This window comes from Streptomyces sp. TLI_185, assembly GCF_003814765.1.
Taxonomy (GTDB): domain Bacteria; phylum Actinomycetota; class Actinomycetes; order Streptomycetales; family Streptomycetaceae; genus Streptomyces.
The window spans coordinates 42621-57806 of record NZ_RKRB01000001.1 but is presented as its reverse complement, the minus strand read 5'-3'; the positions used below and the strand labels follow the sequence as shown (position 1 = coordinate 57806).

The window sequence follows — 15186 nt, the reverse complement described above, 5'->3', positions numbered from 1 at the left end:
CAGAAGTGCCAGCATGGTTGAACCAACGAGCTCAGATGACGTGTTCCTTGCAGACCTCGGTATCAAGCCCGAGCTCTCCCGCCGGATGGGCGCCTTCGGGAACTTCGCGATCTCGTTCTCGGTCATCTGCATCCTGGCCGGCGGGATGTCCCTGTTCGGGTTCGGCCTGGGCCACGGCGGTCCCGTGGTCATGCTCGGCAGCTGGATCGTGATCGGCTTCATGACGCTGCTGGTCGGCCTGTCCCTGGCCGATGTCGTCTCCGCCTATCCCACCAGCGGCGGCCCGTACTTCATGGCCGACAAGCTCGGTGGGCCTCGCTGGGGCTGGGTGACCGGCTGGCTGAACCTGCTCGGCCTGCTCGGCGCGATCGCCGGCATCGACTACGGCGCAGCCGCCTTCGCCGGAGCGTTCGCGCAACTGCAGTGGGGCATCACCCCCACCGACGGCTCCACCATGACCATCTTCGGGTGCATCCTGCTCGTGCACGGTCTGCTGAACTCGGCCGGTGTGCGCTTGGTCAACGTGCTGAACTCGATCTCGGTGTACTGGCAGCTGATCGGCGTCGCCGTCATCGTTGGCGCCCTCACCCTCGCCCCGGCCAAGCACCAGTCGGTGAGCTTCGTGTTCACCCACTTCCACAACGACACCGGCTTCTCCAGCGCCTTCTACGTGGCGCTCATCGGCAGCCTGCTGGCCGGCTACACGTTCTGCGGCTACGACGCCTCCGTCCACGTCGCCGAGGAGACCACCGACGCGCAGATGTCGGCACCCCGCGGCATCGTGCGCTCCATATGGGTCTCCTGGGCGGCCGGCTTCGTACTCCTGGCCGGGTTGCTGTTCGCCATGCAGGGCTACGCGGCCACGCAGAACTCGGCGACCGGGGTGCCACCCGCGCAGATCTTCCTCGACGTCCTTGGCGCATCAGGCGCCAAGGCGTTGCTCCTGGTCGTCATGGTCGCCATGCTGTTCTGCGGCAACGCAGAGGTCGCCGCCGCCAGCCGCATGGTCTTCGCCTTCTCCCGCAGCCGTGCCCTGCCCGGCTGGCAGAGCTGGCGGATCGTGAACGACCGCACGAAAACGCCCACACGCGCGGTGTGGTTCGTCATCGTCGCGCCGTTCGTGCTCGCCCTGCCGGCCCTGTGGTCGCCCGCCGCCTACGGTGCCATCACCGCGATCAACGCCGTCGGCATGACGCCGGCCTACGGCATCCCCGTCTTCCTCGCCCTGCGCAAGGGCCGCGCCTACCAGTCCGGCCGGAGGAGCCTGGGGCGCTGGCGAAAGCCGATCGGTGCCATCGCGGTCGCCTACGTCGCGGTCATCACCATCGTGTTCTGCCTTCCGCAGTCGACGCCCATCACCACGGACTCCTTCAACTACGCCGGAGTGACCCTGCTGGCCGCGCTGCTGCTGGCCTGGGGGACCTGGCTGACACGCGGCAAGCGGGACTACCAGCTCACCGCCGCCCACACCGCCCAGCGCAGCGAAGCCATGCTGGAGGGTTTCTGATGAACGCGTCGGCCAACACCACCGATACACCCTGGCCCACAGGACCGGCGACCCAGGAGACGCTTCAACGCCTCCTCAACGACAGATCGGTCACCGACATCATGCTGGCCGTACCGGACATCCAGGGGCGACTCCAGGGCAAGATCTTCAACGCCCGGGTCTTCCTCGAGCGGATGACAGGCGGGGCTGAGATGTGCTCGTACATCCTGGCCACGGACGTCGACATGACGCCTCTGAACGGGTTCGAGTTGACCGGCTGGGCCGAGGGCTTCGGTGATTTCCTGGTCACGCCTGACCTCGACAACGTCCGCATGCTGCCGCACCGGCCCGGCACCGCCCTGGTATTCGGTACTCCTGTCCACGACGACACGCCCGTGGTCGTGGCCCCCAGGTACATGCTGTCAACGCAGATCGAACGCCTGCGTGAACTGGGCTATCTGGTGAAGGCGGGTGTAGAAGCCGAGTTCGTGCTGTACACGGACGGACCGTCCGGCCCGGCACCAGCATGGAGCGAAAACCTCGACTACGGCCTGCAACACCCGCCTGTGGTCGATGACTTCTTCCGCCATCTGGGCGACGCGCTGAACGACACCGGCATCATCTACGAGGCCATCAAGACCGAAGGAGCGGCGGGGCAGGCCGAGGTGACGTTCGCCTACGGCAACGCGCTCGCCGCATGCGATGACTACGCGGTCTTCCGGCAGATCGTTGCTGCCATCGCCAGGCGACACGGCATGACGCCGGTCTTTATGGCGGCTCCGGAAACGGGGGTCGGCAGCGGCCTGCACCTGCACCTGTCCCTGTGGAACGAGCACGACCAACCTGCGTTCGCCCATCACCGGGGCGAAGACCTGCCACCCGTCATGAAGCACGCCCTGGCGGGGTTGATCTCAGCGACGCCACACATGGCCCCGCTGTACGCACCCACCGGCAACTCCTACAAGCGCTTCCAACCGCACTCGTTCGCCCCCACCCGCTACAACTGGGGCTTCGATCACCGTGGCTGCGCAATCCGCGTCACCGGCCACGGCAATGGCGCCCACCTTGAGGTCCGCCTCGCCGGCGCCGACGCCAACGCCTATCTTGCACTCACCGCCTACGTCGCCGCGATGGCCCACGGCATCGAGGAAAGGCTGACGGTGTGGCCGGCCCGCGACGGCGACGCCTACGAGGACCGGGACTCCATCCCCCTCTACGCCGACCTCGCTGAGGCAGTCGCGTACTTCGAGCACAGCACCGTCGCCCAGTTCCTGCTCGACAAGGACGTCGTGCGGCACTACTCCCACGCAGCGCGAGCCGAGCTCACCTGGTCGCGCAGACACGTCACAGACATCGAGCGCCAGCGCGGGATCCGATGAAACTCCCTGCCGCCGGGTGCAACTCCCCCTCGGCGGCAGGGGCCAACACCTCGTTCGCCCCTCCGGACGGTGGTCTGGGGAACGAGGGCCGACGCCTCCAGAAGCCGGTCCCCGACAGATACGAGAAAGGAAGACGACGTGCATGAACTGGTAGCGACGCCACTCGGAGAGCGGCGCCTGGTCCTGCGGCAGGGCAGTGCCAAGGCTCTGCAGCTCCCCAAGGCCCGGTTCGAGGAACTGCGCACGTCAGTTCCCCACACCGTGCCACAGTGGCTCGCCGACGCGGTCCGGGCCCAATGGAAGTTGGACCTGACGGGCCGCCGTGTTGACGACGTGGTCCTGGTGCGCGAGGCGGGCCCCTACGAGTTCAGCCGCGCGACCTGGGAGATCAATCTCGGGTGCGATTACGACTGCGTGATGTGCTACCTCGGCGAGAAACGGTTCCAGGGCCTGGACATGGACGGCAAGCGCAAGCTGTTGACCATCATGCGCGACGCGGGCGTGATCTGGCTGCAAATGACCGGCGGGGAACCGCTGATCGACCCCGACTTCCCCGAGTCGTACCGGCTCGCGTACGAGCTGGGAATGCAGCTCGAGGTGCTCTCCAACGGCTCTCGCCTGCACAAAGACCACATCCTGAACCTGCTGCGGACCTACCCGCCGACCAAGCTGACGCTGAGCATGTACGGCGCAACGGCCGAGACGTACGACACGGTGACTCGCAACCGCGGCGCCTTCACTCGGTTTTCCCGCGGCCTGCGCATGGCGATCGACGCCGTGCTGAACCTGGACCTGTCCCTGATCATCGTGCAGGCCAACGCCCAGGAAATCGACCTGATGCGCGCCTGGGTGCGCAGCCTCGATCTGCCGTTCCGCGAGTACGCGAACAACTCGCCCACCATCCATGGTGGTGCCGAGACGCTGCCGTCGCTGTCGCCCGAGTACCTCACCAACCGGGCACCGTTCACTGCCTGCCCGGCCGGCGTGACGTCTTTCCACGCCGACCCGTTCGGACGGGCCTCGATCTGCAAGGTCGGCCGCGAACCGAACATCGACCTGATCGCCGAAGGTGTGGAAGGTCTGACCCAGCTCGGCGCAATCGCCGAGTCCCTCATGCTTCGCACCAGAGGATGCAACGGCTGCACGCTGTCCGGCATGTGCCGGGTGTGCAGGCCGATGGCGAAGGTCTTCCAGAAGGCGAAGGCACCGCTCGAAAACTACTGCCAACACAAAACGAGGTAGTGACATGACCCGCTGTGATCATCGAGCTGACGCGCAAGCCGGAGACTTGCTGTCCAGGACCCCGAGGAGGTCACCCTGGTCGAGGACGTGGACGCCCTGCTCGCCGAAGCGCTGCCCGGCTGCGGCGACTACAACCCGTACAACTAGCCACCCCACCTGCCCGGGGCTGCCTCTGAAGGCGGCCCCGGCACCTTCCCCTTGGAGGCTCTCCGCAATGTCCACGCAGCGGCTCACCGACCTGCCGGACGCCGTGCGGCGGATGATCGAGAAGGTCAGCGGCCCTATTGTCGACGTCGGGAACATCAACGCAGGCCTGAACAGCGCAATCGCCGCCCGCGTGCGCACCCCCGAGGACACCCTGTTCGTCAAGGGCCTGCCCATGGATCACCCGCGCGTATGGACCCAGAATCGGGAGGCGCAGATCAGCCCATACCTCCGGGGAATCGCCCCGGAATTGCTCTGGCACATCGAAGAGGACGGCTGGAGTCTGCTCGGATTCGAGTACGTCAACGGCGGCCACGCCGACTTTACGCCCAAGTCCCGCGACCTGCCGGCGGTCATGGCCACCATGAGGCGGTTGGCCAAGGTCCCGGCGCCGGCACTCGAGTTGAAGAGCATGCCGCATCGGCTCCGCACCTTCGTGGACGACCCCGCAGACCTGTCCTGGTTCGCTGGTGACAGCCTCCTCCACACGGAGTGGAACCCGCACAACGTCCTCGTATCCGGGGACAGAGCCCTCTTTGTGGACTGGGGCTGGGCCTCCACCGGCGCCGCCTGGATCGACCCCGCGCTCTGGCTGCTCTGGCTGATCGCTCACGGCCACACTCGCGATCAGGCGGAGCGTGCGTCCGCCACCCACCCGGCATGGGCGCTCGCCCCGGCGGAAGGCCTCAATGCCCTGGCCCGCGTCCAGCGCCGTCTCTGGGACTCCATCGCGGCCGAGAGCACCGACGACTGGGCGAACCCCATGCGGGAGGCGGCACGCTCCTGGGAGGAGCACCGAAGGTAACCGGACAGGCCCGATCCTCCCAACGTCTGTGCCCCGAGTCACCTCCCCAGCAGGGACACAGACGTTGGGGTGTAACAGATCACGGCCGTTGACGTTCCGGCAGTGAAGGGGGGTGAGCGTGGTCGTGGTGGGTCAAGCCCAGCAGCTCGTTGAGGAGCTGTGTGGTCTCCGTCTCGAGGGAGCAGTCCAGCGCCCGGTTGACTTGCTGGACGCGGGTGATGGCGGTGTGCAGCCCCTGCCGGTTGCCGGCCGCGCTCTCGATCCGGAGCCAGTCCCGATACAAAAGCTCCGCCGTGGGGTCAACATCGAGCGCGGTCGCGACGGCCTGGCGGGCCGCGCTGAGGTCATGGTGAGGGCCCGGGGGTGTGCGGTGGGTGGCCACGGTGTGGGCGACGTCGATGATCCGCGTGATCATTTCCTGCTGGTGGGGCTCGGCCCAGGGCAGCGGCTTGCCGCCGAACGGCCTTCCCCTCACCAGGGCGAGCGCCTTCTCCATATCGGTCAGGCCGGCCGGGCCCAGTGGCAGGGCGCGTTCGACGAGCTGAAGGAATCGGGTCCAGTCGCAGCGCACACCGGGGGCGAGCCGGTACGGGTCCTCTGCCGCCTTGCGGCGCGGCACGTAGAGGCTGCCGGACGCGTCGCTGCCCAGGGAACTGCGCAGGCCCTGCATCCGGGCGTTGAGGGTGCTCGTCGACCAGGGGCTGACGGGATCCATATGGGAGCACAGGACGTCCGCGCTCCGCCCGGGCCGGAAGAACAACAAGGCGGCGAGCTGTGCCATCCGCGGGCCGTGGCCGGTGCTGTCCACGCGGTCTACCTCGACCGGGCCCAGCACCCGGATCTCCGGGGCATGCAGGTCATGTGTCTCGCCCTCGTCCGCCTCCTGTACCGCTCCCGCCTCGGCGGCCTGTCGGGCGACAGGGTCAGGGTTATCCGGACCTCCGGCGGCAGGGGCCACGGGCGCGTCGGCCCCAGGCTCGGCTTCCTCCGCAACCTGAGGCGTTGGCGTGGTGGCGGCCAGAAGACGTAGTCCGGACGGATCCGTGGTGGCGGCGAGCAGGGCCGGGAAGACCTCGCCGTCCACTTCCGCGCCCGATGCCGACGGAGGGGTCGAGTCAGCGTCGGGGAGCGGCCCGGCGGACTCCTCCGGCGCAGGCTCCTGCCAGACGTCGGACTCGGCCGGGACGTCCTGCCAGGGGCCCTCGGCCGGGTGTGCCGGCTGCGCGGACACCCGCAGCGCGGTGGTGATCTGAAGGTACGAAGCGTGCTCCAGGCGCTGCACGGTGATGTCGGTGCCGGCGGCGTCGAGAGGCTGCGGGTCGCTGACCGAGGCGTTGAGGATCTCCGCCTCCGGGAAGTGCGCGGCCGCCGTGCTGGCCGGTGCGATCAAGGTGACGGGCAAACTGCCGGCCTTGTCGATAACGTCGGCGAACTTCCAGGCGGTGTCCGAGTCAAGTGCCGCCGCGCACAGCAGCAGGTAGGGATGATGGCTGGTCTCGGGCATCTGGTGCGCTTCCAGTAGCCGTTCACTCAGGTCGCGCAGAGCGTGTGAGGCGTGGCGCATGTGGGCGATCCGCGCGGTGGGCAGCAGTTGCGGCAGGTCCTCGCCGAAGCCGATGGTGACGATTTCGACTTCGCTGGCCCACGGGCTCATGCCGAGTTCGAGGGCGAGTGAGGTGCACACCTCGGTGATGTGGACCGGATTGCCGTCCAGCAGCAGGGCGGGCAGCCGGGCGAGGTTGAGCAGCAGGAGGTCATCTGTCTCGGCGTGGCCGATCGTGACCAGCCCCGGGTACGGTGCCGGCACGTCGCGGGCGGCGTCTTCGTCTAGGAGGTCGGCGTCGGCGGGCAGGACCCACCAACCGGCCTTCCCGGCGACGAAGGGCGCTGCAGCGTCCAGGGCGAGGTCCTCGGGCAGCACCTCCAGGGTGCGGGCACCGATACGTGCGGCCCGCACCGGAGGCAAGACCGCATCGTTCTTCTGCTGGGCCAGCTGGTGGGCCAGGGTCCGCAGGGCCACATCCAGCCGAGCGGCGCCTCCTGGTTCGGCAACCGCCGCCAACTGGGCCTCGGCCGGGGAGGTCTCCGACGCGATGGCGATCTTCTCGCCTGGCTTGCGGCGCCGGCGCTGCAGGGTCCGGCGCAGGGCGAGCGCTGCGGTGATGGCGGCGGCCAGCAGTGCACCGGCACCCAGGACCGTGCGCAAGTTCAGCGGACCGTCGGACGGGGCCGACGCCGGCGTCTCGGATGCCGTGGCGGCGGGGGAGGAGGCAGCGGAACCGGACGGCCCGGCCGACGCCGACGCGGCAGAGGGGGCGTTGCTGCTGGGCTGCGGCGTGGCAAAAGGAGCGGCGGAGGGCGAGCCCTGGGCCTGCCCGGGCTGCTCGGCCAGGCGGCTGCTCGCTGCGCTGGGAGCCGACGACGCTGGAGCGGGCGCCGTGCTGGGGCCCGTAGCTGGCGCATCCCCCGCGTCATCGCCCGGCGACTGTTCGGCGCCAGGCGTCTTCGCTTCCGGGGGAGTGGTGTCCTGGCTGCCCGCCGCATCGCCGTCGTTGCTGCCGTGCGGCGGAGTGGGCTGGTCGGGCTGGGTGCCGGGCACGGTGACCTGCTGCCCCGCGTAGATGACGTCCGGGTCGGTGATCTTGGGCAGGCCGTGTGGCTGTTCCTGGCCTTGGCTGGCCTTGAACAGTTCGGGCCATTCGTTGCCGTCGCCGAGCTCTTCCTCCGCGATCTTCGACAGGTAGTCGCCCGAGTGGACCGTGACGACGTGCTCGCTCTTCTCGCCGCCAGCCGGCGCGGCCTCATCCAACTGCGTACGGAGGTCTCCCGCTCCCGTTGGCGTGTCGGGCATCTGAAGCTGCCAGCCGGGCTGCAGAAAGCTGTTCGCGCGGAAAACCGTGCCGTCGACCATGGTGTGGCCCTCGTTCAGGGCAGCGATCTCCCGCCACCGCTCACCGTCGCCCAACTCCTTCTCGGCGATGCCCCACAGGCTCTCCGCCAGCCGCCTCTCGCGCACCGTGTACAGCGTGCGAGGCGCCGCGGTGCTTGACGAGGGCCTGGAGGCCTGCTCGGTGTCGACGGCCTGCGGGGCCTGGGGCTGGCCCGGGATGTGGGCCGCCGTGGTGGCCGGGGCGGCCTGGGCGTCGGAGGCCAGGGCCGAACTCGTGGGCAGCAGCACCAGGATGCTGCCGATCAGGAGGGCCGCGGCGCGCTGGGAGGCGCCCATCCCTCGCGGGGCGTGCCAGGTTCGGCCTCGCACCTGCGCGATCAACTCGCGGACGGCGCAGAACGCGAACTGGGCCCACCCGATCCAGCCCACCGCGACGAGGAGCAGCAGGAACGCGGCGCCCGTGTCCTGCCGGTCCAGCAGGTGCGTGAGGTCGTCGTGGGTGGAAGCCCAGATGACCGGAGTGGCCCAGGCCAGCAGCAGCGGCAGCCCGGCGACCGCGGCGGCCAGGACCAGCAGACTCAGGACTGCCTTGAGGAGTCGGCTCAGGGTGCGTGCGGCCGCTGCGGCGGGGGAGGGGGTGGTGCTCATCAGTTTCCTTCGGGAGCGGTGACGCCGTGCAGGAGGGTGGCCTTGCCATGGCCGGTCACCGACAGAGAGCCGATTCCCACCACCGACAGAAACTTCGTGTCGTAGGTGCTGGTGACCGTGACGGTGAGGGTTTTGCCGTCGCCGGACACGCTGACCGTGCCGGTGGCGCCAGCGGAGCGCAAGTACGTCTGGGCTGCGGCCTGTGCGTCCTGTGGATTCATGGTGATCGCGGTCCCGTTGATGGCCTCGGCGGGGTCGATGGCCTGTCCGCCTGCCCGGGCGGCTTCGCCGGCGATGTAGTCGGCGTGCTCGGTGGCGCGCATCTTGCTGCCGCCGTCCACGGCGAGACCGATGATGCCGATCAGCGCGAAGACGCACACCGCGACGAACACGGTGACGCCTCCCCGGTCGTCGCACCGTGTCCGTAGGAACCGACGCAAGATCATCAGTCGCCTCGCTGTCTGTACTGGTCCACGACCGACGTCGCCGTCGACGTGAGCGTCTTGGCCCCCGGCACCCCCGGCAGCAGCAAGTCGGACAGATTGACCGTGCAGGTCACGGTCACGGTGACCGTGCCGACCTGGCCCACCGGCACGCTCAGGCCACCGGTGTTGATGCTGACGGATGTCGACGCGCACTTGATGCCCTGGTCGTTAAGGGACTCGGCGGCCGCCGCCTGCGCGGCACCTTGGGCGGCCGCCGCCGTGCGGTGAATGGATGCCTCCCGGGCCGCGTCCTCAGCCGCAGAATCGATCTTCGAGCCGGAGGAGACGATCCGACCGCCGGCGATCGCCAGACACAGAAACATGATCAATGCCGGGAGGACGATCGCGGCCTCGATCGCGGCACTGCCCTCATCGCCGTGCAGGTGGCGGGCCCAACGGGCTGTGGATCGCACGTGCTTCACTCCCCGGGGACGGTCCAGCGCTCCACGGTTCCGGATGCCGACTGCTTGATCTGCAGGCCCGGCACGCCCGGGATCATCGACAGGGCCGTGCCCATCACCTGGACCTGCACCCGCTGTCCGTCGCCGGCGGCCAAGACGCTGTAGCCGCGCAGGCTGTCGCCTGCGGTGCGGCCCAGCACGTTGCGTGCTTGGGCGGCCCCGTCGGCCGGGCTCGATTGGTAGGAGCGGGCCGCCGTGAGGCCTTCGCGGGCAGCGGTCAGGGCGATCTGCCGCGCGTAGTACCACATGGAGGCCTGGATGACGGCGAGGGTGGCGAGCAGCACGAACGGGAAGATGATCGCCATCTGGATGCTGGTGTCGCCGCGGTCGTCGTGCCATCTTCGTCCCTGCCACCAGTCCGTCAGCCGCTCGGGAGGCTTCATCACGCGCCGAAGAGCTTGCCGTTGTACTTGGCGATCACGACGGCGATGGTCCCGGCGATCGTGGCAGCGCCTGCGATGGCGGCGAGCCAGATGATGACGGTGGTGATGCTGATGTCGCCGCGGTCCGGACGGCGGGCGGCCTCCTGAAGGCCTTCCTGTACGCGCGTGGTCAGCCGGAGGACCCCACCGTTGGCGCGCTCCCAGGCATGCGTGGCCCGACGACGACGGCCTGGTCCGCGGGATGTGGTGGACGGGCCGCAGTGCGGGTGGGTAGCCGCCGGGAGCACGGCACGGCGGGTGCGGGCTGTGGTGTGCGTCATCTTCCTTGCCTCTCTGGTGCGTTGAACGAGTCGGAGTGGTCTCAGACGGTCAGCAAGCGGATCACCGCCGGGAATGCCATCAAGAACATGACCAGGACGGCGAGCAGGGCTCCGGGAGCGGTCATCTTCTCGCTGGCCGCGTTCGCCTCGGTGGACTGATCCGCCAGCAGTTCGGCGTTGAGGGCGGCGGTGCGGGCCCGTAGTGCCTTGTAGACGGCGGCGCCGTCGGTAGCTGAGCCGCGCATGATGTCGGCGACGTCGTCCAGGACGGGCAAGTCATACTCGTGGGCGAGTTCCGTGAGCGCCTGATACGGCGGGATCTTCTCCAGCCGTGCCCGGCGCAGCGCGCCTTGGAGATAGAGGAAGGGCCAGCCCTCGCCGACCTCGGCGGCCTTTTCCAGGGCCTCGGCGGGGCCGGCGTCGGCGGCCCGCTTGAGGGCGACCAGGTCGAGGTAGGCGGACAGGGCGTGCGCGAACTCCTCCCGCGCACGCTTGGCCTGGTCCCGCACCGCGAGATCCGGGGTGATGAACAGCAAGCCGGCGATGAGGAGTCCGACACCGGCGGGCACGTAGAACGGCAGCCCCACGCCCGCGATGATCCACGGAATCGTCGCGATCACCGGGCAGAGCAGACCCAGACCAGCGAGCGCGGTCTTCTTCAGCATGAACTGGCCCGGCCCCTGCCCGAGCAGGGCCAGGTTCACGGTGGGCACCCGGACGCCCGGGAGCCGCTCGAGGCGGGCCAGCAGCCACCGGCCCCACACCTCCTCGCGGTCCAGCTCCGGCTCGGGCATGGTCAAAGTGGCGGGGGCGCTGCGCTTGAGGGCCGGCCCCAACGCGGGCTGGGGCTGCAGGAGTTCCCTAATCAGCAGGGCGACGCCGGCGCCGACCGTGCCACCGGTCACGACAACGGGGAGCAGGTTCACGAGGCGGCCCCTTCCGGCTCCCGAGCGGCGATCGGCGCATCCGGCTCCGGCGCGGGCGCGGGCAGACGCACGGTGCTGGCTGGGTCGGTGACCAGGAAGCGCGGGACGCGCCGGAAAGTGCCCAGCTGCCGCATCAGGGCGAGTACGCCGACGAACCCGGCCGTCAGGAAGGCCAGCACGAGCTGTCCCAGCAGCGTGGAGTACGGCTTCGTGTATGACGGCACGAAGAACCCGGCCACCACGACGCCCACGGTGATGATGGTCATCCACCGCACGGTGGTGCGGGGCTTGGCGCGGTCCGCCTCGATGGCGCGTTTCTTGGCGACCTCTTCGCGGACGGTGCCCGACAGATCCTCCAGTGCCTGCGCCAGGCCCGGGCCGCGGTCGCCCGCCGACAGGATGAGGGCGGCGACCACCTTGTCCGCGGTGACATCGTTGAGTTCCTCGGCGAACGCGCGGAGCGCTCCGTCCGGCCGCCACCCCAGGCGTAGCCGGTCGGACAGGTTGATGATCTGACCGGCGAGTTCGTCTGGCGCCCCCTGACGGCTGGTGATCATCGCCTGTTCCAGGCCCATGCCGAGGCGCAGCAGACCGGCCAGCCGCTGCGTCCACTCGCTCAAGGCCTCCAGCTGGCCGATGCGCTCCTGAGCCATCTGCGCCGGGCTGATCAGCCAGGGCACGCCGATGACGGCCGCGCCGAGCAGCGCAGCGCCGACGAAGTTCCCCGAGATGAGCCACACGGCCCCGAAGACCATGACGGCCGCCACGGTGAGGGTCCGTCGCCGCAGCCGTGCGTCCTCGCCCTGGTTCTTCCCACCGTGCAGGCCCGCCTGCCAGCGGACGTGCAGCGGGGCCCGGCGCGGCGCAGTCGTACCCACGACACCCGCCACGACACCGATCAGCCCACCGATCACGGCCATGCCGCACAGCAGCCCGAACACCAGCGTCATCGGCCCGCCCCCACCTTCAAAGGCAACGGCGCCGCCCACGCCCCGTACGACTCCTGCAGCAGGCTGGAGTCGAAGCCGACGCGGCGCAGGTCATCGATGCAGCCCGGATCCATCCGCGGAACCGCCCGCAGCTCCCCCCACTCAGCTCCTGGGGAGAAGACCTCATTGGTGGCGGGCCGGCCGTTCTCGCCGATCCCGGTCAGCTCCAGCACGTGGGAGACGTAGCGGTGGCGGCGGCCGCCGATCTGCGTCTCGTCCGTCATGTCGACGTACACGACGAAATCAAGACCGTTGGCCGTCTGCCGGTAGGCCAGCTGCTCGGACAGGTTCTCCTGGGCGAGCGCGTAGAGCTCGGCGATCCGGTCGAAGATGATGTCCGGGCGACGCGCGTGGATGGTGCACAGGTTGCCGCCGGAGCCGTTCGTCAACGCCTGCATCATGGCGACGACTTCGGGGCCGCGGACCTCGCCGACCACGATCCGCTCCAGCGACATCCGCAACGCGGGATGCATCAGGTCCAGCAGCGTGACCTCGCCGGCGCCGCGGCCGGTGACGTCCTTCTCCCCGTTGGACTCGCGCCCGATGAGGGAGACGACCTGCTGGTGGTAGCCGTTGTGGTGGGCGAATAGCTCGTCCTCGGTCTGGATGGTCGCAAACCGGCACTGCGGGTCGAACTCCTTGAGCATCGCCCGCAGCAGCGTGGTTTTCCCGGCCTTCTGCTTCCCCGCGATCATGATGTTCTTCTCGGCGCGTACGGCGGCGCCGAGGAACTCGCGCAGGATCGGGTCGATGGTGCCCAGCCGGACCAGGTCGTCGAGATTCGCGTGGGAGACCCGGTGTCGGCGGATGACCGCGTAGGTCATCGGCCCGAGCCCGGTGATGGCCTGCAGGCGGGAGCCGTCCTGCAGCGAGAGGGCGAGGGTGGGGTTCGCGGTGGAGATGGTCCGCTCGCTGTGCCCGGAGCCGCGGGCCAACTCCCGCAACAGTTCCAGCAGTTCGTCCTCGGTGTCCGCGATCGGCCCGACCCGGCGGCGTTCGCCGTCGCCGTAGTCGAGCCACACCTCGCCCGGGCCCTGGATGATGATGTCCTCGACCCGGTCATCGTCCAGGTACGGCTGCAGCCGGCCCGCCCGAAACAGCAGGTCGTACACCGCCCGGCGCAGCGCCTCGTCCTCCTGCGGCGTCATCGCCTGGGCGTCCGACCACAGCGCGACCGCCTCGGCGATCCAGTTCAGGCAGCGCTGCTCTTCGCTGGCCCGGTCCATGTCGGGCTTCGTCTTGATCAGTTCCTCGCGCTGCTTGGCGACCTGGGACGCGATGTCCCTCGCCACCCGGTAGTCGACGGTGATCTGCGGAACCGTCGTGCCGAGCACCTGCGTACTCGAGGCAGCACCGGCAACTGCCGGTGCACCGTTGGTCGGGTGCCCCCACTCCTGGGGCGGCGGGGCCACCGAGGGGTCGGGGTGCAGAGGCCTAGCGTGCACGGGTCACCTCCCCACCCGCCGCGCGCGCACCACGCGGATCGAGCCGGGCCCGGCGCATGCCAGCCCGCTGGAGAAGGAGAGCGCTGCTGATGCGGGCGGCCTTCATCAAGGGCGACCTGGGGAAGTGGCGCGGCTGTTCGGCGCCGTCGGACAGCACGCGGGCGTCCTTCGGCGTGTACGGCAGCGTGGCGATCACCGGCACCTGTAGCACCCGCTGCACCTCGCCCGCGGGATACGGGCCCTCATTGACCATCAGCACGCTGACGTCACCGACGCGCTCCTCCAGCGCGCGCACCCGGCCCTCTGCCGCCTGCAGGCATCGCAGGGTGTTGCGGACGACGACGAACGTGGCGTCGGCCTGCTCGGCCAGGATCCCGGAGGGCCCGTACGCGCCGCGCCGTCCGAGGTCGATGAGGACGTCGTGGCCGCTCTCGGCCTCGATGCCGCGGAACATCTGCGCGAGGACCTTCCAGACCTGGCCGAGGCTCGCCGCCTGGGCGGGGTCGGTGAGGCCGGGCAGCAGCAGCCGGTCGCGCGGCGACTCTTTCTTGCCGTCCTCACTGCTCAGGTCGATCAGCTGCCGCCAGAAGGCCTCGCTGAACTCGCCCTTGCGAGCGGCGACACTGAGGTTGCGCAGCCCGTACCGGTCGCCGAGCGTGCCCTGCAACAGACCATGCAGCACCGCCCCACCGTCCGGGTCGCACTCGGCCAGGATCATCCGCCGACCCGCCTCCAGCGGCCACGACAACAACAAGGCCAGCGCGCTCGTCGTCACACCCGGCGCACCGCTGCACCCAGCAAGCGCGATCACCGCCATCACTTACCGCCCGGAGCAGCAAGAACCAGACGCAGGGTGCCCGCCGCCTCCCACGCGGCGGCCAGGGCACCGTCGGCGGCAGAGGTAGCCACGTCGACCACCACGATCCCGGTACCGGGGGCGGCGCCGGAGGCCTTCACGACCCGGCCGTCGATGGTCTGCGGCGCAGCGTCGGACGTCTTGCCGGCGTCTGTCGTCCCCTGAGCCGGGACGTGCACCAACTCCACCTTCTGGCCCGGCACCAGCGCAGTGGCCGGGATCTGCTTGGGCTCCAGCCCGATCGGCACCAACTGCTCGCCGGCCTTCACCAGGTTGTCCTTCGTCACCTGCGAGGGCGCGAGTAGCGAGCCGGGCTTGAGCTCCACCGCGGCCCGCTTGCCCACCACCGACTTGAGGTTTTCGGCGCGCACCGCCTTGACGGGCGGGCCCAGGGCGACAGATGCCTTGCCCAGGTCGTCCTCTGCGAGGACCTGGCCGACCTGGACGTCGCGGACCACGGTCACCACGTCCGTGCGGTTGCCGACCTGCAGCAACAGCACGGCAACTCCGGCGCCGCCAGCGGCGATCAGTGCCAGCGACAGGGCGATGACCCCTGGTCGTCGCCTGCGAGCCGACACCCGGGGCGGCGCCACCGGGCCTGCCACACGCTCGTGCTGCGGGACGCTGTTGGGCGCTTTGTCTACACGTTCTTGGGTCTTGCTCACCG

General features: G+C 69.5%; 14 protein-coding genes. 4 read left to right on the top strand and 10 right to left on the bottom strand.

Features of this window, described 5'->3' with window-relative positions:
- Positions 1-13: 13 nt before the first annotated feature.
- The 4 genes from EDD92_RS00230 to EDD92_RS00215 all read left to right on the top strand — a co-directional run bounded on the left by EDD92_RS00230 (position 14) and on the right by EDD92_RS00215 (position 5116).
- Complete coding sequence (locus EDD92_RS00230; RefSeq protein ID WP_123962309.1) at positions 14-1507, top strand: amino acid permease; 1494 nt, start codon at positions 14-16, stop codon at positions 1505-1507.
- Positions 1507-2865 carry a glutamine synthetase family protein gene (locus EDD92_RS00225; protein ID WP_123962308.1) on the top strand — a complete coding sequence of 453 codons (1359 nt, stop codon included), beginning with the start codon at positions 1507-1509 and terminating at the stop codon, positions 2863-2865. Before EDD92_RS00230 ends, EDD92_RS00225 begins: the two co-directional genes overlap by 1 nt.
- Before the next feature lie 69 nt (positions 2866-2934).
- The gene (locus tag EDD92_RS00220; RefSeq protein WP_260326241.1) at positions 2935-4107 is read left to right on the top strand and encodes a radical SAM protein; all 1173 of its coding nucleotides are present in this window, start codon (positions 2935-2937) and stop codon (positions 4105-4107) included.
- A 214-nt stretch (positions 4108-4321) separates the two neighbouring features.
- Positions 4322-5116, top strand: a complete 795-nt coding sequence (locus tag EDD92_RS00215; RefSeq protein WP_260326240.1) for an aminoglycoside phosphotransferase — start codon at positions 4322-4324, stop codon at positions 5114-5116.
- Between the two features lie 79 nt (positions 5117-5195).
- Here the strand turns inward: EDD92_RS00215 and EDD92_RS00210 are convergent, their stop codons facing one another.
- Genes EDD92_RS00210 through EDD92_RS00165 form a run of 10 tightly spaced genes read right to left on the bottom strand, consistent with a single transcriptional unit; the run spans position 5196 to position 15184 of the window.
- Entirely contained in the window at positions 5196-8654 is a 3459-nt protein-coding gene (locus EDD92_RS00210) for a LysM peptidoglycan-binding domain-containing protein (protein WP_123962307.1), read from the bottom strand.
- Positions 8654-9100 (bottom strand): TadE/TadG family type IV pilus assembly protein, encoded by a 447-nt coding sequence (locus EDD92_RS00205; RefSeq protein WP_123962306.1) that lies wholly within the window; start codon positions 9098-9100, stop codon positions 8654-8656. The genes EDD92_RS00210 and EDD92_RS00205 overlap by 1 nt, the downstream gene beginning before the upstream one ends.
- Complete coding sequence (locus tag EDD92_RS00200) at positions 9100-9552, bottom strand: TadE/TadG family type IV pilus assembly protein (protein ID WP_123962305.1); 453 nt, start codon at positions 9550-9552, stop codon at positions 9100-9102. The genes EDD92_RS00205 and EDD92_RS00200 overlap by 1 nt, the downstream gene beginning before the upstream one ends.
- Positions 9553-9557: 5 nt before the next feature.
- Positions 9558-9983: a TadE/TadG family type IV pilus assembly protein gene (locus EDD92_RS00195; RefSeq protein WP_185124383.1), complete on the bottom strand. Its 426-nt coding sequence runs from the start codon at positions 9981-9983 to the stop codon at positions 9558-9560.
- Positions 9983-10303, bottom strand: coding sequence for a hypothetical protein (locus EDD92_RS00190; RefSeq protein WP_123962304.1), 321 nt, complete (start codon positions 10301-10303; stop codon positions 9983-9985). The genes EDD92_RS00195 and EDD92_RS00190 overlap by 1 nt, the downstream gene beginning before the upstream one ends.
- Before the next feature lie 41 nt (positions 10304-10344).
- The gene (locus tag EDD92_RS00185) at positions 10345-11229 is read right to left on the bottom strand and encodes a type II secretion system F family protein (protein ID WP_123962303.1); all 885 of its coding nucleotides are present in this window, start codon (positions 11227-11229) and stop codon (positions 10345-10347) included.
- Positions 11226-12179, bottom strand: coding sequence for a type II secretion system F family protein (locus EDD92_RS00180; protein WP_123962302.1), 954 nt, complete (start codon positions 12177-12179; stop codon positions 11226-11228). The genes EDD92_RS00185 and EDD92_RS00180 overlap by 4 nt, the downstream gene beginning before the upstream one ends.
- On the bottom strand, positions 12176-13663 hold the full coding sequence (locus EDD92_RS00175) for a CpaF family protein (RefSeq protein ID WP_123962301.1): 1488 nt from the start codon (positions 13661-13663) through the stop codon (positions 12176-12178). The genes EDD92_RS00180 and EDD92_RS00175 overlap by 4 nt, the downstream gene beginning before the upstream one ends.
- Entirely contained in the window at positions 13653-14480 is an 828-nt protein-coding gene (locus EDD92_RS00170; RefSeq protein WP_123962300.1) for a hypothetical protein, read from the bottom strand. Before EDD92_RS00170 ends, EDD92_RS00175 begins: the two co-directional genes overlap by 11 nt.
- A complete protein-coding gene (locus tag EDD92_RS00165) occupies positions 14480-15184 on the bottom strand; it encodes an SAF domain-containing protein (protein ID WP_260326239.1) in 705 nt (234 codons plus the stop codon). The genes EDD92_RS00170 and EDD92_RS00165 overlap by 1 nt, the downstream gene beginning before the upstream one ends.
- Positions 15185-15186: the final 2 nt, after the last annotated feature.